The sequence below is a fragment of the Candidatus Poriferisocius sp. genome, from assembly GCF_965202595.1.
GTDB lineage: Bacteria > Actinomycetota > Acidimicrobiia > Acidimicrobiales > Bin134 > Poriferisocius.
This window is the reverse complement of the sequence record NZ_OZ241836.1, coordinates 2,947,569-2,970,488: the sequence shown is the minus strand read 5'-3', so window position 1 is coordinate 2,970,488 and position 22,920 is coordinate 2,947,569. Positions and strand designations below refer to the sequence as shown.

The window sequence follows — 22,920 nt, the reverse complement described above, 5'->3', positions numbered from 1 at the left end:
CATGGCCAAAAAAAAGGTAGCCACCGTCATCAAAATCCAGATCCCCGCAGGTCAGGCCACTCCAGCGCCACCCGTGGGTACCGCGCTGGGCCCCCACGGCATAGCCATCATGGACTTCTGCCGGGATTACAACGCCAAGACCGAGGACAAACGAGGTCAGATCATTCCGGTGGAGATAACCATCTACGAGGACCGGACGTTCTCGTTCATCACCAAGACACCTCCCACATCCTTCCTCATAAGGGAGGCAGTCGGTTTGGAGAAGGGTTCCAGCGAACCGGGCCGTGACGAGGTCGGCACCATCACCGACAGCCAGTGTGCGGACATCGCCAAGGTCAAGATGCCCGATCTCAATACCGATGATCTGGATCAGGCCAAGTTGCAGGTGGCGGGAACCGCTCGCAGCATGGGCATCCGGGTCGAATAGAGAAACCCCGAAAAGGGCATCCGGGTCGAATAGAGAAACCCCGAAAAGGGCATCCGGGTCGAGTAAAGAAACCCCAGAAAAGGAAGCCGATATGGCGAAAAAAAGCAAGAAGTACCGTGATGCCACCCAGCGTTACGAAAAGTTGAACCCGCAGACCGCCAATGAGGGGGTCGAACTGGTCAAGAGCCTGGCCACGGCGAAATTCGACGAGACCATGGAACTGGCAGCCCGGCTCGGGGTGGACCCCCGAAAAGCCGATCAGATGGTGCGAGGCACGGTCACCCTGCCATCGGGCACCGGAACCGACGTTCGGGTGGCGGTATTCGCCCAGGGTGAGGCCGCCCAGCAAGCCACCGCAGCCGGTGCCGATGTGGTGGGCTCCGATGATCTTGCCGAACAGGTGCAGGGGGGCAAGATGGATTTCGATGTGGCCATCGCCACCCCCGACATGATGCCGGTGGTGGGCAAGCTCGGAAAGATCCTGGGCCCCCGAGGGCTGATGCCCAACCCCAAGACCGGTACCGTGACCGATGACGTGGCCAAAGCAGTGGCCGAGTTCAAGAGTGGCAAGGTGGAGTACCGCACCGATCGCCAGGGAAATATCCATGTGCCAGTGGGGAAGGTCAGCTTTGAAGCCGACGCTCTGGTGGCCAACATTAGAGCGGTCATGGAGGAGCTGAACCGGGCCCGGCCCGCCACCGTCAAGGGCCGCTACATACGCAAGGTCACCATATCCTCCACCATGGGGCCGGGCGTGCGGCTGGATCCCGCCGACTTGGGGGCCACCCACTGATCTGATATTGTCAACCGCTCACAACCCATCCATTTGCCGCAGACATCAGGCGCGGTGCCGAGCACTGCTCAATTGGCCGAAGCCCAGTCCCCCCCGGGGACCGGTCCGAAGCCGGCCTGACCAGGTGAACCCTCTCGGGACTCCTCGCAGTCGGCGGCATTCCATTACCCAGTCCCATAGAGAGTCCGGCAATCCGATGGAAAATCCCCGCCCCGAGAAAGTGGCCGTCGTGAACGAGGTTCGCGAGCGCATTTCTGCGTCCGAGGCAGTGGTGATAACCGACTACCGAGGTCTCGATGTACCGGCAATGGCCGACCTCCGCCGCCGGCTCCGGGAGGCCGGGGGTGACTACAAGGTCTACAAGAACACGTTGACCCGCTTCGCGGCCCGCGAGCTGGAGCTGGACCTGGACGGGTTTCTGACCGGCCCGACCGCTCTGGCCTTCGTGGGTACCCGGGACGACGGCACCCCCGGCGACGCGGTGTCGCTGGCCAAAACGCTGTGCCAGTACGCCAAGGACTCCAGCTTCATGACCATCAAGGGGGGCGTGCTCGACGGCCGGGTGCTCTCGGCCGAGGACGTGAGCGCCCTGTCCAAACTGGGCACCCGCTCCGAGCTGCTGGCTGAATTGGTCGGGCTGCTGGAGGCCCCGCTGGTCGAGATGGCCGGACTCCTGGAAGCCCCACTGGTCGAGATGGCCGGACTCCTGGAAGCCCCACTGGTCGAAACGGCCGGACTCCTGGAAGCCCTGAACGAGGAACGCTCGGCCGCGGCCTGACCCACCAGCAGGCCCGGCCAGAACAAGATCAAGACAAATAACCCCCGGACAAAAGGAAAAGAGGAACTGCCATGTCCAAGGTTGATGAAATTCTGGACTCCATAGGGTCCATGACCGTGCTCGAGCTGTCCGAGCTGAAAGAGGCGTTCAAGGAGCGCTTCAGCGTGGAAGCAGCAGCCCCCGCAGCGTCCATGCCCATGATGATGGCGGCAGCCCCCGGGGCCGACACCGGTGGCGGTGATGCCGCTGAGGAGCAGACGGAGTTCGATGTGGTGCTGACCAGTGCCGGCGACAAGAAGATCCAGGTCATCAAGGAGGTACGCTCCCTCACCAACCTGGGCCTCAAGGATGCCAAAGAGCTGGTGGACAGCGCTCCCAAGCCGGTCCTGGAGAAGGCTTCCAAGGAGGACGCCGAGAAGGCCAAGGAGCTCATCGAAGCCGCCGGCGGAGCCGTCGAACTCAAATAACCGTAACCCTTCGGATACCGGCCCCCCAGGTTTGCAAACCGGGGCCGGACCGGTATAGCATGGTGGATACCGTGCACGTTCGTTCCCCGGGCTTCGTCAACTTTTTTGTCGCGGCCGCGTTTTCGGGTTTCCTGATGATGCCATGGATTACGAACAAACTACCGGCGTTGCCCATCCATCCCCCCCAACCCAGGAGCTCACCTTGGCCTCCCCTTTGGCGACCCGCGACCGCTACTCCTTCGGAAACTTGGAGGAGGTGCTTGCCCTACCCGACCTCATTGCGGTGCAAAAGGACTCTTTCCAGTGGTTCATCCGCCAGGGCTTGGCCGATGCCTTCCGTGACATAAGCCCGATCAAGGACTTCTCGGAGACCCTCCAGCTCGAACTGGAGTTCGATCCCGACGATGAGGATCTGAACCCCGGCCCCCGTTGGGGCACCTCGGTGGAGGAGTGCAAAGAGAAGGACATGACCTACTCGGCACCCATCCTGGTGCAAGCCCGGTTCTCGAACCGCAACACCGGTGAGATCATCGAGCAGATCGTGTTCTTGGGTGACTTCCCGGTGATGACCGGCAAGGGCACGTTCATTGTGAACGGCACCGAACGGGTAGTGGTGTCCCAGCTCGTTCGCTCCCCCGGTGTGATCTTCCAGCCGGGTGAACGATTCAGGCTCCGCAACCTGAGCAAGCACCAGTTGGTCACCGGCACCATCCACCCCTACCGGGGGGAATGGATCGAGTTCGACGTGGAACACAAGCCGGGGCGCAACCCCACCGCGGGAGCCCGGGTGGCCCGAAAGCGTCGCATGAGCCTGTTCACCCTGCTACGAGCCCTGGGCTACGACGAGGAGCAATCCCCCGGGTTCCTGGACCGATTGGTATCCCATTTCGACTTTTTGTCCGACCAGTGGGAAAGCGACAAGCACCTGCACACCACCCAGGACGAGGCTCTGCTGGAGATATACAAGCGGGCCCGTCCCGGTGAGCCACAATCGGTCGAGGCCGCCCGCAACTACTTCCGCAACGCTTTCTTCGAGAACCGGCGCTACGACCTTTCCCGGGTGGGACGCTACAAACTGGACCGCAAGCTGGGCCCCGAAATCGATCGCATTGAGCAGTTGCTGGGGGTTCCGCTGGAACGCCCCGAACCCGACCAGCCGGTGCTGTCGCCCTCGGAGATCCTGGCCACCTGCACCTACCTGCTCCACCTGATGAAGTTCGAGCCGGGCTACCGCCTCGACGACCAGGACCATTTCGCCAACCGCCGCATCCGCTCGGTGGGCGAGCTGATCCAGAACCAGGTGCGTATCGGTCTCTCCCGCATGGAGCGAGTGGTGCGCGAGCGCATGACCACCCAGGACGTGGAGGCCATCACTCCCACATCGCTCATCAACAACCGCCCGGTGGCAGCCGCCATCAAGGAGTTCTTCGGCACCAGCCAGCTCTCCCAGTTCATGGACCAGGTGAACCCGCTGTCGGGGCTCACCCACCGCCGGCGCCTATCGGCACTGGGTCCGGGAGGGCTGTCGAGGGAGCGGGCCGGTTTCGAGGTGCGCGACGTCCACTTCTCCCATTACGGCCGCATGTGCCCCATCGAAACCCCCGAAGGCCCCAACATCGGACTCATCGGCGCTCTGGCCTCTTACGGCCGGGTCAACGAATTCGGTTTCATCGAGTCCCCCTACCGCAAGGTGGTTGACGGCACGGTCACCGATGAAATCGTCTGGCTGGCCGCCGACGACGAGGAGGAGTACGTCGTCGCCCAGGCCAACGCCCCCCTCGACAGCCAGAACCAGTTCGTCAACAACCGGGTGCTGGTCCGACGCTCCCCCCAGGCGGCCACCATGAAGGGGTTGCAGGCTCAGCTCGAGCAGGAGGTGTTCTTCGGAGCCACCACCGAAATATCCTCGGTGCCTCCCTCGGAGGTCCAGCTAATGGACGTCTCCCCCAAGCAGATCGTCTCGGTGGCCACCGCGCTCATCCCATTCCTCGAGCACGACGATGCCAACCGAGCCCTCATGGGGGCCAACATGCAACGCCAGGCGGTGCCTCTGGTGCGGACCGAGGCCCCCTATGTGGGTACCGGCATCGAGAGCAAGGCAGCTCGGGATGCCGCCGACCTGATCATTGCCGAGGAGGACGGAACGGTCACAGACATCACCGGCGACAGGATCACGGTCGACTACACGGAATCCGGCCCGACCAGCTACCGGCTGATGAAGTTCGAGCGATCCAACCAGGACACCTGCATCAACCAGAAATCGCTCGTGGGAGTGGGAGACCGGTTCCACCGGGGCGACATCCTGGCCGACGGACCGTCCACCGACAACGGCGAGATGGCTCTGGGCAAGAACCTTCTGGTGGCCTTCATGGCCTGGGAGGGTTACAACTACGAGGATGCCATCATTCTCAGCGACCGTCTGGTTCGTGACGATGTGCTCACCTCCATCCATATCCACGAGCACGAGATCGATGCCCGCGACACCAAGCTCGGGCCCGAGGAGATAACCAGGGACATTCCCAACCTGTCCGAGGAGATCCTGGCCGATCTGGACGAAGAGGGGATCATTCGCCCCGGGGCCGAAGTTGGTCCGGGCGACGTTCTGGTCGGCAAGGTCACCCCGAAGGGGGAAACCGAGCTGACCCCCGAGGAGCGCCTGCTGCGGGCCATCTTCGGGGAGAAGGCCCGGGAGGTGCGGGACACCAGCCTCAAAGTCCCCCACGGCGAGACCGGCAAGGTCATCGATGTCAAGAAGTTCAACCGCTTCGCCGGCGATGAGCTGCCCCCCGGTGTCAACCAGTTGGTGAGGGTGTACGTTGCCCAGAAGCGGAAGATCTCCGTCGGCGACAAGCTGGCCGGCCGCCACGGCAACAAGGGTGTGATCTCCAAGATCCTTCCCATGGAGGACATGCCCTACCTGGCCGATGGCACCCCCGTGGACATCATCCTCAACCCGCTGGGGGTTCCCTCCCGCATGAACGTGGGCCAGGTGCTGGAGGCCCACCTGGGCTACGCCGCCCGCTGGGGCTGGGAAGTGAACAACCCGGTGGGGGAGGAGGCCGACCGGGGCCGGGGCCGCAAGACCCGGCCCGCCACCCGGCCCGCCACCCTGGTATCCACCCCGGTGTTCGACGGGGCCAACTGGGACGAGGCGAGCCACTCCGGCAAGCACCCCACCATCCAGCAGATACTGGGGAACATCAAGCCCGAGACCGTTGATGGGGAGCGCCTGATCGGCAGTGACGGCAAGGTTGTTCTGTACAACGGCCGCACCGGCCAGCCCTACGACAACCGGATCATGGTCGGCTACATGTACATACTGAAGCTGGCCCACCTGGTGGACGACAAGATTCACGCCCGCTCCACCGGCCCGTACTCGATGATCACCCAGCAGCCCCTGGGGGGCAAGGCTCAGTTCGGCGGTCAGCGTTTCGGCGAGATGGAGGTATGGGCCCTGGAGGCCTACGGCGCGGCCTACTGCCTCCAGGAGCTGCTCACCGTGAAGTCCGACGATGTGCTCGGCCGGGTGAGGGTGTACGAAGCAATAGTCAAGGGCGACAACATCCCCGAGCCGGGTATTCCGGAAAGCTTCAAGGTGCTCATAAAGGAAATGCAGGCCCTGTGTCTCAACGTGGAGGTCCGGGACATCGCCGGCCAGCAGGTGGAGATCACCGAGCTGGACGACGATGCCTTCCGCACCTCCGAGGAACTGGGCATCGACATATCCCGCCCCGAACGAGGATCAGACGAAGAGGACGAGCGCCGTGTGGCGAGGAGGTCATTCTAAATGCTGGATGTCAACGCATTCGACCAGCTCTCCGCTGACGAGCGCCGTGTGGCGAGGAGGTCATTCTAAATGCTGGATGTCAACGCATTCGACCAGCTCTCCGCTGACGAGCGCCGTGTGGCGAGGAGGTCATTCTAAATGCTGGATGTCAACGCATTCGACCAGCTCTCAATCGGGCTGGCCACTGCTGATTCCATACGAACCTGGTCCAACGGCGAGGTGAAAAAGCCCGAGACGATCAACTACCGCACTTTGCGGCCCGAAAAGGACGGCTTGTTCTGCGAGAAGATCTTCGGCCCCACCAAGGACTGGGAGTGCTACTGCGGCAAGTACAAGCGCATCCGCTTCAAGGGCATCATCTGCGAGCGCTGCGGCGTGGAGGTCACCCGATCGAAAGTGCGCCGGGATCGAATGGGCCACATCGAGCTCGCCGCCCCCGCGGTCCACATCTGGTACTTGCGGGGCACACGGTCCTGGCTGGCCTACCTGCTCATGGGTACCGAGCCCAAGGAGGAGCTGAAGGCCAAGCAGCTCGAAAAAGTCATTTACTTCGCGGCCAACCTGGTCACCGAGGTGGACGAGGAGGAACGCCACAAGCAACTCCCCCAACTGGAGCGGGAGATGCACGATGAGGTTCAGGCCATCCGTGACGAACACCAGGAGCGGCGCGACGAGCGCCTGGCCGAACTCGAGGCCGAGCTGGCCGAACTCGAGGCCGCCAAGGCCAAGGATTCGGAGAAGAACTCCCGCCAGAGGGCAGCCGAGAAGGACCTCCTGGCTCTTGACGAGGAGTACGAGGAGGAAATCGATCTGGTCGAGCGGGTATTCGAGGAGTTCTCCGATCTGTTCCCCCGCAAGATCGTCGAGGACGAGGAGCTGTGGCGGGAGATGGAGGACCGCTACGGGGACATGTTCTCCGGAGGCATGGGAGCCGCGGTCATTGCCACGCTCATCGACAGCGTCGATCTCGACGAGGAGGAGCTCAAGCTTCGGGACCAGCTCGACCCCCCCGAGGGCCAGAAGAAGCTCTCCCAGCAGCGCGAGCAGAAAGCCATAAAGCGGTTGAAGATAGTGTCGGCCTTCAACCGGAGGGACCAGCACGGTCGGCGTATCAACGATCCCCGGGCCATGATCCTGGACACCATTCCGGTCATCCCCCCGGAGCTGCGTCCCATGGTGCAACTGGATGGTGGACGATTCGCCACCTCCGACCTGAACGACCTCTACCGCCGGGTCATCAATCGAAACAACCGCCTCAAGCGGTTGCTCGACCTGGGAGCACCCGAGATCATCGTCAACAACGAGAAACGCATGCTCCAGGAAGCGGTGGACGCCCTGTTCGACAATGGTCGCCGGGGACGACCGGTAACCGGTCCGGGTAATCGCCCCCTCAAGTCACTGTCCGACATGCTCAAGGGCAAGCAGGGAAGATTCCGCCAGAACCTCCTGGGCAAGCGGGTGGACTACTCCGGACGATCGGTCATCGTGGTCGGCCCCACCCTCAAGCTGCACCAGTGCGGTTTGCCCAAGCTCATGGCATTGGAGCTGTTCAAGCCCTTCGTGATGAAGAAGCTGGTGGAGGAGGACCTGGCTCAGAACATCAAGTCGGCCAAGCGTATGGTTGAGCGGCGCCGCCCCCAGGTGTGGAACGTGCTCGACGAGGTCATCCAGGAGCACCCCGTGCTGCTGAACCGAGCCCCCACCCTGCACCGGTTGGGCATCCAGGCGTTCGAGCCGGTGCTGGTGGAGGGCAAGGCCATCCAGATCCACCCGCTGGTGTGCACCGCCTTCAACGCCGACTTCGACGGTGATCAGATGGCGGTCCATCTACCATTGTCGGCCCAGGCCCAGGCCGAGGCCCGGGTTCTGATGCTGTCGGCCAACAATGTGCTGAGCCCGGCTCACGGCCGTCCCCTGGTCACTCCCAGCCAGGACATGATAATCGGGGCCTACTACCTGACCGAGGAGGTGGACGGGGCGCACGGCGAGGGGCGCGTATTTCGCCATCAGCATCAGATCGAGCGGGCCCACGAAGCCGGGGAGATCCAACTGCACGCCCGCATCGAGTACCGCATTCCCGAGCTGCTGGACACCCCGGCCAACGGGGAAGCGGCCACCTACACCCCCACCACCGCGGGCCGGGTCTTCTTCAACAGCACCCTGCCCGAGGATTTCCCCTATGTGAACCATGTGGTGGCCAAGCGGGACATAACCACGATCGTGGACCGGCTGGCCCAGCAGTACACCAAGGAGAAGGTGGCTCGCAGTCTGGACGACCTGAAGAACCTGAGCTTCGAGTTCGCCAGCAAGTCGGGGCTCACCGTGTCGGTGGACGACATCAAGGTACCCCCCGACAAGAAGAGCATCCTGGATCGTTATGAGAAGGAAGCCGACCGGGTGGAGAACCAGTTCCATCGAGGGATAATCACCGACGGTGAGCGTCGGCAGAAAGAAGTGGAGATCTGGACCGAGGCCACCGAGACGGTACGCCAGCGCATGGAAGCGGTGCTCAGGAACGAGAAGTTCAACCCCATCGACATGATGGTGGGCTCCGGTGCTCGAGGAAACATGATGCAGGTTCGCCAGATCGCGGGTATGCGGGGCCTGGTGGCCAATCCCCGGGGTGACATGATCCCCCGCCCCATCAAGAGCAACTTCCGCGAGGGCCTGGCGATGCTGGAGTACTTCATTGCCACCCCCGGCGCTCGCAAGGGTCTGGTGGACACCGCCCTGCGCACCGCCGATTCCGGCTACCTCACGCGCCGCCTGGTGGACGTGGCCCAGGAGGTGATCATCAACGACCGGGATCCGTTCGCATCCAATGGGCCGGTGCGGGGCATCTGGATCGAGGATGTGACCCCCGACCAACCAGGGCGGCGCACCTACCTGGAAACCCGCCTGTTCAGCCGCACCCTGGCCGACGATGTGAAGCTGGGCGACGGCACCGTGCTGGAAAGAGGCTCCATCGTGGATGCCAAGGCCCTGGAACTTTTGCGCGACGACCCGACCGTGGTCAGGGTCCGCGTGCTATCGCCCCTCACCGACGACTCCGAGGTGGGCATCAGCCGGGCCTCCTACGGGCTTTCCCTGGCCACCGGTGAACTCATCGAGCAGGGGGAGGCAGTGGGGGTCATCGCCGCCCAGTCCATCGGCGAGCCGGGCACGCAGCTCACCATGCGGACATTCCACACCGGGGGTGTGGCCGGCAAGGACATCGCCGGCGGTCTACCCCGGGTGGTGGAGCTGTTCGAAGCCCGCACTCCCAAGGGCAAGGCCGAGCTGACCCGAATCTCCGGTGTGGTCCGCATCGATGAGGCCGACGGCCGGATCAACAGGCTGACGGTGGTGGGCGACGACGGTTCGGAGTGGTCGCTCATCATCGACCCCGCCTGGAAGCTGGCCGTGAAGGACGGCCAGGAAGTGGCTGCCGGGGATTCGGTCGCGCAAGCCGACGGGCCTCGCGACCCCAAGGAGCTTCTCGAGATCAGGGGCGTGCGGGAAACCCAGCAATACCTGGTGGACGAGGTCCAGCGGGTTTACCGGGACCAGGGCGTGTCCATCCACGACAAGCACATTGAGCTGATCGTGCGCCAGATGACCCGCCGGGTAGCCATCCAGGAACCGGGGGACTCCGACTTCTTGCCCGGGGAGCGGGTGGACTCCCAGGTATTCACCAACGTGAACCGCTCGCTTGCTCAAGCGGGCCGGCGGCCGGCCGAGGGACGCCCCGAACTCATGGGTATAACCAAGGCCTCCCTGGCCACCGACTCCTGGCTGTCGGCGGCATCCTTCCAGGAGACCACCCGGGTGCTCACCGAGGCCGCCATCGAGTCCCGCCACGACGGGCTCATAGGGTTGAAGGAGAACATCATCATCGGCAAGTTGATCCCGGCCGGTACCGGTATGGAGTCGTACCGGGAGATCGCCACCCATGCCCCCGACTTCACTCCGATGGAGTTCTACACCTCAACCGACGAGGACATCGATCTAGCCGATCAATTCGCCCAGTGGGATCCGTCGGCCGGCATCGAGACTGCCGACGTGTTGCCGATGGGAACAATGGGAGCGTAGACTTCTACCCCGAGCGCGGGTTCTCGCGCTATCAATCTCGTTTCATTCAGCCCCAGGAAGTGCTGTGCCCACGATTCAGCAACTGGTACGCAAGGGTCGCCAGTCAAAATTCCGCAAAGAGAAGACACCGGCCCTCAAGGGCGCGCCCCAACGGCGGGGAGTTTGCACCAGGGTCTATACCACCACCCCGAAAAAACCGAACTCGGCCCTGCGGCGAGTGGCTCGCGTTCGCCTGACCAGCGGCATGGAGGTCACCGCCTACATACCCGGTGAGGGGCACAACCTCCAGGAACACTCCATCGTCCTGGTACGCGGCGGTCGGGTCCGGGATCTACCCGGGGTGCGCTACAAGATCATCCGCGGCACGCTCGATACATCTGGAGTAGCCGAGCGCCGCCAGGCTCGAAGCCGTTACGGCACCAAAAAGGACGGCTGAGGATGCCTCGCAAGGGCCCCGCGGGGCGGCGCAATCTTCCCAAGGACCCGGTTTACGGCGAGCTGCTGGTTACCCAGTTCGTCAACAAGGTGCTGCAACGGGGCAAGCGCTCCACCGCGGAGCGCATCGTGTACGGCGCGCTCGACATCGTGGAGCAGAAGACCAACGCCGAGCCCATCGGCACCCTGAAACGAGCCCTGGACAACGTGCGTCCCCAACTCGAGGTGCGCAGCCGGCGCGTCGGCGGAGCCACCTACCAGGTGCCCGTGGATGTACGCCCCCGGCGGGCCAACACGCTGGCAATCCGCTGGATAGTCAACCACGCCCGGGAGCGCCGCGAGCGCACCATGACCGATCGACTCGCCAACGAAATCCTGGATGCCTCCAACGGCCTGGGTGTGTCGGTAAAACGACGCGACGACTTGCACAAGATGGCTGAGTCGAACCGGGCTTTTGCTCACTACCGCTGGTAAGCGGACCTACCGGTTAGCCCCCATGTCTCGTCACCCGCTGGAAAAAATCCGCAACATCGGCATCATGGCCCACATCGACGCGGGCAAAACCACCTGCACCGAGCGCATTCTCTACTACACCGGCAAGGCCTACAAGCTCGGCGAGGTCCACGACGGTGCCGCCACCATGGACTGGATGGAGCAGGAGCAGGAGCGGGGCATCACCATCACCTCCGCCGCTACCACCGCGGAGTGGGCCGGGCACCGCATCAACATCATCGACACCCCCGGCCACGTGGACTTCACCATGGAGGTGGAACGCTCCCTTCGGGTACTGGACGGAGCGGTCGCCCTTTTCGACGGCGTTGCCGGGGTTGAACCCCAGTCCGAGACGGTATGGCGTCAAGCCAACAAATACCGGGTACCGCGGATTTGCTTCATCAACAAGCTCGACCGCACCGGGGCAAACTTCGAGCAAGCGGTGCTCACCATTCAGGAGCGGCTGCGAGCCAACACCGCAGTGGTGCAGTTGCCCATAGGCATCGAGGCCGACCTTCTGGGGGTGGTGGACCTGGTCGAGATGCAGGGCCTGGTTTGGCGGGGCGACGACCTGGGAGCCACCTGGGACATCACCGAGATCCCCGACGATCTCAAGGACCGAGCCGAGCAGGCCCGCCTGGAGCTCATAGACCTGCTCACCCAGTTCGATGAGAACCTGCTGGAGAAGTACGTCGAGGACGAGAACTCAATAACTCCCGCCGATCTGCGGGCCGCACTGCGGGCCGGCACCCTGGCACTGGACATCGTGCCGGTGCTGTGCGGATCGGCCTTCAAGAACAAAGGCGTGCAGCCTCTTCTGGATGCCGTCATCGAATACCTGCCCTCGCCCCTGGACATACCGGCGGTGAGGGGTACCCATAAGGAAGAGGTGCAGGAACGACCCACCGACGACGACGCCCCTTTCAGCGCGCTGGCCTTCAAGATCATGAGTGATCCCCATGTCGGCAAGCTCACCTACTTCCGGGTGTACAGCGGCCAACTGGAAAAGGGCAGCCCGGTGTTGAATCCTCGTACCGGCCGCAAGGAGCGGGTGGGCCGCATCCTGGAGATGCACGCTAACGACCGGGCCGACCTGGACATCGTCCGAGCCGGCGACATCGTGGCCGGCATCGGTCTCAAGGCCGTGCGCACCGGGGACACCCTGACCCACCCCAATCACCCGATCGAGTTGGAGCAGATGGATTTCCCCGACCCGGTCATCCAGGTGGCGGTGGAGCCCCGGACCAAGGCCGACCAGGACAAGCTGGGCAAGGCCATGTCCGCCCTGGCCGAGGAGGATCCGACGTTCCAGGTCCGCACCGATGACGAGACCGGGCAAACCCTGATCGCCGGTATGGGCGAGTTGCATCTGGAAGTGCTGGTGGAGCGGATGCTGCGCGAGTTCACCGTGGATGCCTCGGTCGGCAAGCCCCAGGTGGCCTACCGGGAGACCATCTCCGCACCGGTGACCCGGTTCACCTACACCCACAAGAAACAGACCGGCGGTTCCGGCCAGTACGCCGAGATCACGTTCGACCTGGAGCCCAACACCCCCGGAAAGGGTTACGAGTTCGCCAGCGAGGTCACCGGCGGGCGTATCCCCCGGGAGTACATCCCCGCGGTGAGCAACGGCATGCAGGATGCCATGACCACCGGAACCCTGGCCGGCTTCCCGGTGGTCGACATCAAGGTGACTCTCACCGACGGCAGGCACCACGATGTGGACTCGTCGGAAATGGCATTCAAGATCGCCGCCACCGCCGCCTTCCGGGATGCCGCCCGCCGGGCCAAGCCCATACTCTTGGAGCCCATCATGGCCGTGGATGTGATGACTCCCGAGGAGTACATGGGCGACATCATCGGCGATCTGAACGGCCGGCGGGGCAAGATCGACAGCATGGAGCAGCGGGGCCGCGAACAAATTGTTAAAGCCCATGTGCCACTATCGGAAATGTTCGGGTACGCTACCGATCTCCGGTCGCGGACCCAGGGTCGCGCCACCCACACCATGCAGTTCGACACCTACCGGCAGGCACCTGCCAAGGTACAAGAAGAGATCGTTGCCCGCATTCGGGGCACGTAACCAAAGCAACCACCCCACCTTCGGAGGTTGAAAGAAAAATGGCCAAGGAAACATTTGAGCGCAACAAGCCGCACTTGAACGTGGGCACGATGGGTCACATCGACCACGGCAAGACAACCCTCACCGCGGCAATCACCCGGGTGCTGTCGGAAGCCGATCCTTCCTCCACCCAATTCACCGAGTTCGACAACATCGACAAGGCTCCCGAGGAGCGGGAGCGGGGCATCACCATCAACGTGGCCCACGTCGAGTACGAGACCGCGAACCGGCACTACGCCCATGTCGATATGCCCGGCCATGCCGACTACATCAAGAACATGATCACCGGTGCCGCCCAGGTGGATGGTGCCATCCTGGTGGTGTCGGCGGCCGACGGCCCCATGCCCCAGACCCGGGAGCACGTTCTGCTGGCCCGCCAGGTTGGCGTTCCCGCCATCGTGGTGGCCCTCAACAAGGTCGATATGGTGGACGACGAGGAGCTGCTGGAGCTGGTGGAACTCGAGGTCAGGGAGCTGCTCAGCGAGTACGACTTCCCCGGCGACGACATCCCGGTGGTCCCGGTCTCGGCCCTCAAGGCCCTCGAAGGCGACCAGGAAGCCGCTCAGCAGGTCATGGAGCTGATGGAGCAGGTGGACTCCTACATCGCCGAACCCGAGAGGGATGTGGACAAACCGTTCCTGATGCCCATCGAGGACGTGTTCTCGATCACCGGGCGGGGTACGGTGGTCACCGGCCGGGTGGAGCAGGGCATCGTGAACACCGGGGACAAGGTGGAGATCGTCGGGATCCGGGATACGGCCGAGACGGTCTGCACCGGTGTCGAAATGTTCCGCAAGCTGCTGGACGAGGGCCGGGCCGGCGACAACATCGGTGCTCTTCTACGGGGCACCGGCAAGGACGAGGTCCAGCGGGGCCAGGTGCTGTCCAAGCCCGGATCCATCACCCCCCACACCAACTTCGAGGCCCAGGTCTACGTGCTGACCAAGGAGGAGGGAGGACGCCACAAGCCCTTCTTCAGCAACTACCGGCCCCAGTTCTACTTCCGCACCACCGATGTGACCGGCACCATCGCCCTGCCCGAGGGCATCGAGATGTGCATGCCCGGGGACAACACGGAGATGGTGGTGAACCTGATCGCTCCGATAGCCATGGACGAGGGTCTGCGTTTCGCCATTCGCGAGGGCGGTCGCACCGTGGGTGCAGGCACCGTCACCAAGATAATCAAGTAGTTCTTGTGGCCGCAGGACAGAAAATTCGTATCCGGCTGAAAGCCTACGATCACGAGATAGTTGATCAATCCACGAAGAAGATCGTGGAGACGGTCAAGCGCACTCAGGCCGACCTGCGGGGACCGGTTCCACTGCCCACCGAGAAGCACCGGTTCACCGTGATCCGGTCGCCGCACAAGGACAAGGACAGCCGTGAGCACTTCGAGATCCGCGTTCACAAGCGCCTTCTCGACATCGTGGATCCCGGCCCCAAAACCGTGGACTCCCTCCAGCGCCTTGATCTGCCCGCGGGTGTAGATATCGAGATCAAGCTCCAGCACGGCTGAGCGCCGGGCGGACCGGGTTCGAGCGAGCCATGGCTTCCACCCAAGTCATCCTGCTGCGGGTATCCGGCCCCGACCGGCCCGGCCTGTTTGCCGCCCTGCTCAACGTGCTGACCGCCGGTGGGGGGCGGATCCAGGATGTGGAGCAGGTGGTCATCCGCCGCCAACTCACCCTGGGGATCGTGATGGAGCTGCCTCCCGGCCAGGATCTGCTGAAAGACCTGCTGCTGTTCGGATGGGAGCAGAGGGTCACCGTGGAGTTCGATGTGGTTGACCCCACCCCCTCCTCCCACCTCGGGGCCCATGCGGTAACCGTGCTGGGCCGGGAGCTGACTCCGGCGATGCTGGCCGCCACCGCCACTGCCATCGCCACCGCCGGGGGCAACATCAACCGCATAGTGCGCCTCTCCCGCTATCCGATCTACAGCTACGAGCTGCTGGTGGAGGGAGGCGATGGCGATACCCTTCACCGCAACCTGCTATCGGTAGCCGGCAGCAACCCCGAATTCGACGTGGCCATCCAGCAGGAAGGGCTGGCCCGCCGGGCAAAGCGGTTAGCGCTGCTCGACGTGGACTCGACCCTAATCCAGGATGAGATGATCAACCTGCTGGCTGCCGAGGCAGGCTGCGAGGAAATCTGCCAGCAGCTCACCGAGCAGGCCATGCAGGGAGAGATCGATTTCGAGACCTCCTTGCGAGAGCGAGTCCACCATCTGGCCGGTTTGGACGAAGCCGCCCTGGATCGGGCCTGGGACCGGATCACTCTCACCCCGGGGGCCCGTACATTCGTGACCGCTCTTCAGCGGCTGGGCTTTGCCATAGCCATCGTGAGCGGTGGCTTCACCCGGTTCTGCGATCGCCTCAAGCAGGATTTCGATCTCGACTACGCCTACGCCAACACCCTTGAAATAATCAATGGCAAGCTCACCGGCAAGCTGGTGGGTCCGATTGTGGACCGTGGCCGTAAGGCTGAGATTCTCCACGAAGTGGCCGCCGCTGAAGGAGTGACCGCCGAGCAGGTGGTGGCGGTGGGTGACGGCTCCAACGATATCGACATGCTCACGGCTGCCGGTTTGGGAATAGCCTTCAACGCCAAACCCAAGGTTCGCCAGGCAGTTGAAACCTCGGTGAGCGTCCCCTACCTGGACGCAGTGCTGTTCCTGCTGGGCATCAGCCGCGAAGAAGTCGAGGCTGAGGGAATCTGACCTACCCCCCTCCCCAGTACCGGCGTAACCAGCCTTGCCGGCGTATTTGCCCCCCAGTACCGGCTGCATCGCAGCGGAGTGCTACAAAACAGCTATGGCGCAAACCACTTTTCACGACACAACCGTCAACACCGGTGGCGACCTTCCGGCGGTGGGATCGGCTGCCCCCGGATTCACACTGACCGGTGGCGACCTCTCCCCGGTGACGCTGGAAGCTCTGTCGGGTCGCAACGTGGTTCTGAACATCTTCCCGAGCATCGACACCGGAGTGTGTGCCACCAGCGTGCGGACTTTCAACCAGCGGGCCGCGGGGCTGGACAACACCACCGTTATCTGCGCTTCGATGGACCTGCCGTTCGCCGGTTCCCGCTTTTGCGGTGCCGAGGGCATCGAGAACGTGACCATCGGTTCCATCTTTCGCAATCGGGAGTTCTTGGATGATTACGGGGTGGAGATGGTGGACGGTCCGCTGCGCGGGCTGACCGCTCGGGCGGTGGTGGTGGTTGCCCCCGACGGCACAGTGACCCACACGGAGTTGGTGGAAGCCATCACCTCTGAGCCCGACTACGACGCCGCGCTGGCCGCCTGCTCCTAACCCACAACCCGCCCCTGGAGCCGCAAAACTTTGGAGCTTTGGAGCAACGATTTATGGCGCTGGCCGCCTGCTCCTAAACCCACAACCCACCCCCTGGAGCCGCACAATTTTGGGGCAACGACTTATGGCGCTGGCCGCCTGCTCCTAAACCCACCCCATCAGGGGTTGCCCGAACGGCGGAAGGCCTGGCGAATCCGCTGCCCCAACGGACCGGGCGGCGGTTGGCGAGCTGCTTCGGCCTCCTCCAGTTCCTGCACAACCTTGCCCCGCTCAAGATAGCTGGACAGAAAAGCTTGGAGGGTGGCGGCAACCGGCAGAGCCAGCACCGCCCCCACCGCCCCCAGCAGCAGGCTCCCGGCAATCACCGACCCGAAGGCCACGGTCACATGGATCTCCATGGTGTGGGCGGTAACCTTGGGCTGGAGCAGGTAGTTCTCAACCTGCTGGTACACGACGATGGCCACCAGAATGGCCAACCCGGTGGAGGGATTGTCCAGCAACCCGACCAGCACCGGTAGCGCTCCGGCTATGTAGGTACCGATCACGGGCACGAACTGTGAAACCAACCCCACCCACATGGCCATCGGGGCCGGGAACGGCGCACCCACCAGCGTGAACACCAACCAGTGGACCAGAAACGAAACCACCGCCAGGATGAGCCGGCTGTAGATGTAACCCCCGGTCTTGGCAATGGCCAGGTCCCACACCTGAAGCACTTGGCGCTGGCGTTGGGGCGGCAGCAATGAGCAGACGTTGCGCCGCAACTTGGGCCCCTCGGCCACCAAGTAGAAGGTGAACAGCGCGATGGTCAGAACCTGAAAGAGCACCTGAACGACCGTGGCCCCCAAGCTGACCAGGTTGCCGGCCAGCCGGGTGGCCAGGTTGGTGACCGCCCCACCCTCCTGGAACTCCTCGAGCAACCCCTGGGCATCGACTTCAATGTCGAAGGTGTTCTCCACCCAATTCTCGAGATCCCTGATGTAGCCGGGAGCGTCGTCGGCGAAATCACTTATCTGCCCCGCCAGAACCGCACCGATGGCCCAAAGGAACAAGGCCCCCGCAACCAGCAGAACGAAGAACATGATTCCGGTGCCCAGACCCCGGCGAATGCCCATCCTCTCCATGCGATTCACCGGGGACTCCAGGGCGAACGAGAGGAAGAAGGACACCAGCACGATCACCAGCAGAGTTCTCAGCTCGGAGATCAACCATCCCAGAACATAAAGCCCTCCAAGGGCCGCCGTGCTCACCAGGATGGCTCTGAGCAGCCATGGAGGTAATTTGTTGGACGACACTTCGTCCACGGTTCCACGCTAATCGCCGTTACCCCCATGATCGGGGATTTGATCTCGATCAGCCGATGGAAAACTTTGGCCACCCACTTTGGTGGTTCACCCAGTGTTCGCTATAGTTGGCAATTCGTGCCGGCCCGGGTCGGCACTGTTCGTGTCAAACGATGTCCACCCAGGCCCGCATGCAGCAATGCTGCGGGAACCAAGTGGCAAAACCGAACCCGCTCCGCCGGAAAGTCCCACCAGTTGGGTCTGCGCCCGTGCGGAGCGTTCGCGTGAAAGCAGGGTCGCGGTGGTTGCCAAGGCGATTGTCGGCGAAAAACTAGGAATGACTCAGGTATGGGACGAGAACGATCACGTCGTGCCCGTAACCGTGCTGCGAGTGGAACCCTGTCGCATCGTTCAGGTAAAGCGACCCGAAACCGACGGTTATTCCGCTCTCCAAGTCACCTTCGGAACCCAGAACCCCGCCCGGCTGCCCCAACCGGCCAAGGGACACCTGGACAAGGCCGGCGTGGCCCCCGGCCGCAAGCTGGTGGAGCTGCGCCTCGACGACGTGGGGACCTACGAGGCCGGGCAGGAGATCGGGGTCGATGTGTTCGACGGGGGCGAGTTGGTGGATGTCACCGGCCTCAGCAAGGGCAAGGGCTTCTCGGGAGTCATGAAGCGGCACAATTTCAGTGGTCAAAAAGCCAGCCACGGTGCCCACAAGGTTCACCGCAAACCCGGTGCTGTGGGGCAATGTGCCACCCCATCGAGGATCTTCCGGGGCAAGCGGATGCCCGGACGGGCTGGTGCGGTGAAAGTGACCACGCTGAACCTCCGGGTAGTGAGGGTGGACGGGGAGAACGGTCTGATCCTGCTGAGGGGATCGGTCCCCGGCCGCCGGGGATCCACCGTTTTGATTCGCAGCGCAGTGAAGAACGGGACGAGATGACCACCCTCACCGTTCGCAACCCCGCCCCGATCGTGACCGATCACGACGACACCGCGGTAACGGCGAGATGACCACCCTCACCGTTCGCAACCCCGCCGGCCAGGAGACCGGATCGGTGGAACTGGATCCCGAGGTGTTCGGTATCGAGCCCAATGTGGCGGTCATGCATCAGGTGGTCACCGCCCAACTGGCTGCCCGCCGCCGGGGAACCCAGAACACCCGCACCAAATCAGAGGTCAGGGGAGGCGGGGGCAAGCCGTGGCGCCAGAAGGGCACCGGACGGGCCCGCCACGGGTCGATCCGGAATCCGCAGTGGCGGGGAGGCGGGGTGGCTCTCGGGCCCAAGCCCCGGACTTACCACCAACGCACCCCCAAAAAGATGATCCGCCTGGCCCTTAGGTCGGCGCTGTCCGATCGAGTCCGGGACGGCAAGGTCGTGGTGGTGGACAGTTGGGAGTTCGAGACCCCGAGCACCAGAAAAGCAATTGCTGCTCTTGATGCCCTGGGAGTGCAAGGTCGAGCGCTGATGGTGACCGAGCGCGATCAGCCGGAGGTTTGGAAGAGCTTCCGCAACCTGCCCCGGGTACGCATAATCAGCCCCGGTGAGCTGAACGCCTACGACGTGCTGGTTTCCGACACAGTTGTTTTCACTCTCGACACATTGCCTGCTACGACATCAGCCCAGCCCGAGGCCACCGATGACAACCTGAACACCGACGACGGAGAACCCGAGACCACCCCCGACAACCTGAACACCGATAAGGGGGAAGAGGCATGAAGAACCCTCGCGACATCGTGCTGGCTCCCGTGGTGTCAGAGAAGTCCTACGAGCTTTTGGAGTCCAACGTCTACACCTTCAAGGTTCATCCCGATGCCTCCAAACCCGAGATCAAAGATGCGGTTGAGTCGTTGTTCGATGTCACCGTTCTCAAGGTCAACACCATGAACCGCAAGGGCAAGCGTCGCCGCAACCGGCGCAAGGCCACTTTCGGCCGCCGACCCGACATCAAGCGAGCATTGGTCACACTGGCTGAGGGCGACCAGATCGAGGTGTTCGATGTTTGAGAATCCGACCGCAGTAAGCAACCGCAAGCTACGCAATCTCCTCAACCCCCCAATGGATCCGTACAAGCTACGCAATCCCCACCAACCACCCAATGGATTTGTACCCAGTGTCTGAGGTGTCCGATGGCAGTGAATAAACGCAAACCGACCAGCCCCGGCCGCCGCTTTCAAACGGTGTCGGATTTTTCGGGAATCACCGCCACCAAACCGGAACGGTCACTGGTAACCATCAAGACCGGAACGGGCGGGCGCAACAACCACGGGCGCAAGACCGCTCGTCACCGGGGCGGGGGCCACAAACAGCGCTACCGGGTCATCGACTTCAAACGCACCAAGGACGGTGTCCCGGCCACGGTGGCTTCGGTGGAATACGACCCCAACCGCAACTGTCGTATCCTGCTGCTTCACTTCCACGACGGTGAGAAGCGCTACATCCTGGCTCCCGAGGGTGTGGGAGTGGGCGACATCCTGCAAAACGGTCAAGGTTCCGAGATCAGACCCGGCAACGCCCTACCGCTGCGCTACATCCCGGTGGGCACCACCGTCCATGCCGTGGAGTTGAGGCCGGGCGGCGGTGCTCGCATGGCCCGCTCTGCCGGGGCCAGCGCTCAACTGGTGGCCAAGGAGGGCGGCTTCGCCACCCTCCGGCTGCCCAGCACCGAGATGCGCCGCGTGCCCATCGACTGCCGAGCCACGGTAGGATCGGTGGGAAACGCCGAAGCTGAGCTCATCAAGCTGGGCAAGGCCGGTAGAGCCCGCTGGAAGGGAGTTCGGCCCCAGACCCGGGGCGTGGCCATGAACCCGGTGGATCACCCCCTGGGGGGTGGGGAGGGCAAGTCCTCCGGCGGGCGCCATCCCGTGTCGCCGTGGGGCAAACCCGAAGGCCGTACTCGTAACAAGAAGAAGAAATCCCAGCAAATGATCGTTCGGCGGCGCCGCACCCGGGGCGGGCGTCGCTGATCAGCAGGACCGAAAGGAGGGACCACCCATGCCCAGGAGCTTGAAGAAAGGCCCGTTTGTCGACGGGCACCTTTTGCGCAAGGTTGACGCGCTGAACGACCAGAAGACGAAACAGGTCATTCGAACCTGGTCCCGACGCTCCACCATCATCCCCGACATGGTTGGTCACACCATCGCGGTCCACGACGGGCGCAAGCACGTGCCGGTTTACATAACCGAGTCAATGGTGGGCCACAAACTCGGCGAGTTCGCCCCCACTCGCACGTTCAGGGCTCATGCCGGCCAGGAGCGAGGAGCTCGCCGCTGATGACCGCCGTCACCGTGGGCAACGAAACCCGTCAGGGCAGCCGGGCAGTGGCCAGGCACATACGGTCCTCGGCTTTCAAGGCCCGGGAGGTGCTCGATCTGGTACGGGGGAAGTCGTATGCCGAGGCTCGGGAAATACTGACCCTCTCCGAGCGGCGTATCTCCGACACCATCGCCAAGTGCCTCGACTCCGCGGTGGCCAACGCCGAGCACAACGACGACCTCGATGGCGAAGAGCTGTTCATCGCGGCCTGCTATGCCGACGAGGGGCCTACTTTGAAGCGCCACCGGCCTCGGGCTCGGGGCCGGGCCACCACTATCCGCAAACGAACCTGCCATATCACCGTTGTCCTGGCCCGCTACACCGATGACGAACTGGCGGCCATTGATGTACGCATGGCCGCAAAAGGCACCCGCCGGAGAAGCTCGGCCGTCGAGGCTCGCCGCCGCCGGGTAGCGGCCAGCAAGCAGCGTGATTCCAACCAAACCGAAGACCACGACCACGACCACGAACCAAACAACCAAACCGATACCGAAACTGATACCGATACCGACACCGACAACTTGCCCGACACCGAAACTGACACCGACAACTTGCCCGACACCGAAACTGACACCGACAACTTGCCCGACACCGAACCTGATACCACCACCGACACCGACAACTTGCCCGACACCGAACCTGATACCACCACCGACGTCAACGCTGATAACGACGAGAAGGAAGCCTGATGGGCCAGAAGATCAATCCCTACGGATTCCGACTCGGGGTTACCACCGACTGGAAGTCGCGCTGGTTTGCCAATCGCCGGGAATACGGCGACTTCATCATCGAGGACTGGAAAGTACGCGACTACCTGATGTCGGAGTTGCCCCATGCCGCCATCAGCCGCATCGAGATCGAACGCACTCGCGACCGGTTGCGAGTTGATGTGCACACCGCCAGACCGGGGATCGTCATCGGGCGTCGAGGCAGCGAGGCCGACCGGCTTCGCAACGGTCTGGCCAAGATAACCGGCAACAACCGGGTGCAGCTCAACATCCAGGAGATCAAGCAGCCCGAGTTGGACGCCGCACTCATCTCCCAGGGGGTGGCCGACCAGTTGGCCAACCGGGTGGCCTTCCGCCGGGCCATGAAACGTGCGGTCCAGAACGCCCAGAAGGCTGGAGCTCTCGGTATTCGGGTGCAATGTTCGGGCCGGCTGGGTGGTTCGGAGATGGCCCGTACCGAGTGGTACCGAGAAGGCCGGGTTCCCCTGCACACCCTTCGGGCCGACATCGACTACGGCTTTCGCGAGGCCCACACCACCTACGGCCGGATCGGGGTGAAGGTGTGGATCTACAAGGGCGACATCCTGCCCTACAAGACCCAGGCCGAGGACAAGATCAGCCGCGAGGCAGCCATGGCAGTGGGTGAGACCTCGGGTGCTCAAAGGCCCCGGGCGGTGGTGTCATCCGCGGCCGCTCGACGCCATGGCGATCCCGATCGTGCTGAAGATGCCGAAACCCCGGCACCGTTGATAAAAGAAGCCGACCCCGAGTTCGAAAAGCTGCTCGAGGAGGAGGAGGACATCCTCCGCACCACCCGCGAGCACCGCGAGACCCCCCACTTCCGCCCCGGCGACGCGGACTGAAGGCCATGTTGATACCCATGACGATCGACCGCACCAAAGAT

The 22,920-nt window shown here is 63.3% G+C and carries 21 protein-coding genes; 20 read left to right on the top strand and 1 reads right to left on the bottom strand.

The features are described 5' to 3' along the window. The first annotated feature begins 1 nt into the window (after position 1). The 13 genes from rplK (at position 2) to tpx (ending at position 16,685) form a co-directional block, all read left to right on the top strand. Complete coding sequence (gene rplK, locus ACOGXC_RS13535) at positions 2 to 427, top strand: 50S ribosomal protein L11 (RefSeq protein ID WP_419918695.1); 426 nt, start codon at positions 2 to 4, stop codon at positions 425 to 427. A gap of 91 nt (positions 428 to 518) precedes the next feature. Next, positions 519 to 1,220, top strand: a complete 702-nt coding sequence (gene rplA, locus ACOGXC_RS13530) for a 50S ribosomal protein L1 (RefSeq protein WP_419918694.1) — start codon at positions 519 to 521, stop codon at positions 1,218 to 1,220. Between the two features lie 196 nt (positions 1,221 to 1,416). After that, a complete protein-coding gene (gene rplJ, locus ACOGXC_RS13525; RefSeq protein WP_419918693.1) occupies positions 1,417 to 1,998 on the top strand; it encodes a 50S ribosomal protein L10 in 582 nt (193 codons plus the stop codon). 71 nt (positions 1,999 to 2,069) lie between these two features. Continuing rightward, on the top strand, positions 2,070 to 2,465 hold the full coding sequence (gene rplL, locus ACOGXC_RS13520; RefSeq protein WP_419918692.1) for a 50S ribosomal protein L7/L12: 396 nt from the start codon (positions 2,070 to 2,072) through the stop codon (positions 2,463 to 2,465). 142 nt (positions 2,466 to 2,607) lie between these two features. Further along, positions 2,608 to 6,252, top strand: coding sequence for a DNA-directed RNA polymerase subunit beta (locus tag ACOGXC_RS13515; protein ID WP_419918691.1), 3,645 nt, complete (start codon positions 2,608 to 2,610; stop codon positions 6,250 to 6,252). Positions 6,253 to 6,390: 138 nt separating this feature from the next. Continuing rightward, positions 6,391 to 10,323 carry a DNA-directed RNA polymerase subunit beta' gene (locus ACOGXC_RS13510; RefSeq protein WP_419918690.1) on the top strand — a complete coding sequence of 1,311 codons (3,933 nt, stop codon included), beginning with the start codon at positions 6,391 to 6,393 and terminating at the stop codon, positions 10,321 to 10,323. 64 nt (positions 10,324 to 10,387) lie between these two features. Next, positions 10,388 to 10,759: a 30S ribosomal protein S12 gene (gene rpsL, locus ACOGXC_RS13505; RefSeq protein WP_419918689.1), complete on the top strand. Its 372-nt coding sequence runs from the start codon at positions 10,388 to 10,390 to the stop codon at positions 10,757 to 10,759. A 2-nt stretch (positions 10,760 to 10,761) separates the two neighbouring features. Beyond that, on the top strand, positions 10,762 to 11,232 hold the full coding sequence (gene rpsG / locus ACOGXC_RS13500; RefSeq protein ID WP_419918688.1) for a 30S ribosomal protein S7: 471 nt from the start codon (positions 10,762 to 10,764) through the stop codon (positions 11,230 to 11,232). Between the two features lie 22 nt (positions 11,233 to 11,254). Beyond that, a complete protein-coding gene (gene fusA / locus ACOGXC_RS13495) occupies positions 11,255 to 13,333 on the top strand; it encodes an elongation factor G (protein WP_419918687.1) in 2,079 nt (692 codons plus the stop codon). 38 nt (positions 13,334 to 13,371) lie between these two features. Continuing rightward, on the top strand, positions 13,372 to 14,562 hold the full coding sequence (tuf, locus tag ACOGXC_RS13490; protein ID WP_419918686.1) for an elongation factor Tu: 1,191 nt from the start codon (positions 13,372 to 13,374) through the stop codon (positions 14,560 to 14,562). Between the two features lie 5 nt (positions 14,563 to 14,567). Further along, positions 14,568 to 14,888 carry a 30S ribosomal protein S10 gene (gene rpsJ, locus ACOGXC_RS13485; protein WP_419918685.1) on the top strand — a complete coding sequence of 107 codons (321 nt, stop codon included), beginning with the start codon at positions 14,568 to 14,570 and terminating at the stop codon, positions 14,886 to 14,888. Positions 14,889 to 14,917: 29 nt separating this feature from the next. Further along, complete coding sequence (gene serB / locus ACOGXC_RS13480) at positions 14,918 to 16,090, top strand: phosphoserine phosphatase SerB (protein ID WP_419918684.1); 1,173 nt, start codon at positions 14,918 to 14,920, stop codon at positions 16,088 to 16,090. Positions 16,091 to 16,184: 94 nt separating this feature from the next. Next, positions 16,185 to 16,685, top strand: coding sequence for a thiol peroxidase (gene tpx / locus ACOGXC_RS13475; protein WP_419918683.1), 501 nt, complete (start codon positions 16,185 to 16,187; stop codon positions 16,683 to 16,685). A 158-nt stretch (positions 16,686 to 16,843) separates the two neighbouring features. Here the strand turns inward: tpx and ACOGXC_RS13470 are convergent, their stop codons facing one another. Continuing rightward, the gene (locus ACOGXC_RS13470; protein WP_419918682.1) at positions 16,844 to 17,989 is read right to left on the bottom strand and encodes an AI-2E family transporter; all 1,146 of its coding nucleotides are present in this window, start codon (positions 17,987 to 17,989) and stop codon (positions 16,844 to 16,846) included. 280 nt (positions 17,990 to 18,269) lie between these two features. Here ACOGXC_RS13470 and rplC point away from each other — a divergent pair, with 280 nt between their 5' ends. From rplC to rpsC, 7 genes are all read left to right on the top strand, one after another. Then, complete coding sequence (gene rplC / locus ACOGXC_RS13465) at positions 18,270 to 18,914, top strand: 50S ribosomal protein L3 (RefSeq protein WP_419918681.1); 645 nt, start codon at positions 18,270 to 18,272, stop codon at positions 18,912 to 18,914. Between the two features lie 67 nt (positions 18,915 to 18,981). Beyond that, on the top strand, positions 18,982 to 19,692 hold the full coding sequence (rplD, locus tag ACOGXC_RS13460) for a 50S ribosomal protein L4 (protein WP_419918680.1): 711 nt from the start codon (positions 18,982 to 18,984) through the stop codon (positions 19,690 to 19,692). After that, positions 19,689 to 19,979 (top strand): 50S ribosomal protein L23, encoded by a 291-nt coding sequence (rplW, locus tag ACOGXC_RS13455; RefSeq protein WP_419918679.1) that lies wholly within the window; start codon positions 19,689 to 19,691, stop codon positions 19,977 to 19,979. Before rplD ends, rplW begins: the two co-directional genes overlap by 4 nt. Positions 19,980 to 20,102: 123 nt before the next feature. Beyond that, a complete protein-coding gene (gene rplB / locus ACOGXC_RS13450) occupies positions 20,103 to 20,939 on the top strand; it encodes a 50S ribosomal protein L2 (RefSeq protein ID WP_419918678.1) in 837 nt (278 codons plus the stop codon). Between the two features lie 28 nt (positions 20,940 to 20,967). Continuing rightward, the gene (rpsS, locus tag ACOGXC_RS13445) at positions 20,968 to 21,246 is read left to right on the top strand and encodes a 30S ribosomal protein S19 (RefSeq protein WP_419918677.1); all 279 of its coding nucleotides are present in this window, start codon (positions 20,968 to 20,970) and stop codon (positions 21,244 to 21,246) included. Then, complete coding sequence (gene rplV / locus ACOGXC_RS13440) at positions 21,246 to 21,977, top strand: 50S ribosomal protein L22 (protein WP_419918676.1); 732 nt, start codon at positions 21,246 to 21,248, stop codon at positions 21,975 to 21,977. The genes rpsS and rplV overlap by 1 nt, the downstream gene beginning before the upstream one ends. Next, complete coding sequence (rpsC, locus tag ACOGXC_RS13435) at positions 21,977 to 22,879, top strand: 30S ribosomal protein S3 (RefSeq protein WP_419918675.1); 903 nt, start codon at positions 21,977 to 21,979, stop codon at positions 22,877 to 22,879. The genes rplV and rpsC overlap by 1 nt, the downstream gene beginning before the upstream one ends. Positions 22,880 to 22,920: the final 41 nt, after the last annotated feature.